Here is a 243-nt window from a genome sequence, read left to right as displayed (position 1 = left end):
AGGGGCGTTCCGGCTCTTCCTCGGCATTGAGGTGGTAGAGGTTGCCGAAGAACTCGTCGAAGCCGTGATTGGTCGGCAGGTATTCGTCGCGGTCGCCCAGGTGGTTCTTGCCGAACTGGCCGGTGGCATAGCCGTGGGCCTTGAGCGCCTGGGCGATGGTCACGTCACGGGCCTGCAGGCCCACCGGAACCCCCGGCATGCCGACCTTGGACAGGCCGGTACGCAGGATCGCCTGCCGGGTCA

At 66.7% G+C, this 243-nt stretch carries 1 protein-coding gene; it reads right to left on the bottom strand.

The annotated features are described in order from the left end of the window. On the bottom strand, positions 1 to 243 hold a 243-nt coding region (locus J5M67_RS29290; protein ID WP_207888764.1), incomplete at both ends, for a sulfatase-like hydrolase/transferase.

The sequence above is a fragment of the Pseudomonas sp. 30_B genome (assembly GCF_017491605.1).
Lineage (GTDB): Bacteria > Pseudomonadota > Gammaproteobacteria > Pseudomonadales > Pseudomonadaceae > Pseudomonas.
The sequence above is the reverse complement of the archived record's forward strand: the minus strand, read 5'-3'. Positions and strand labels throughout refer to the sequence as shown.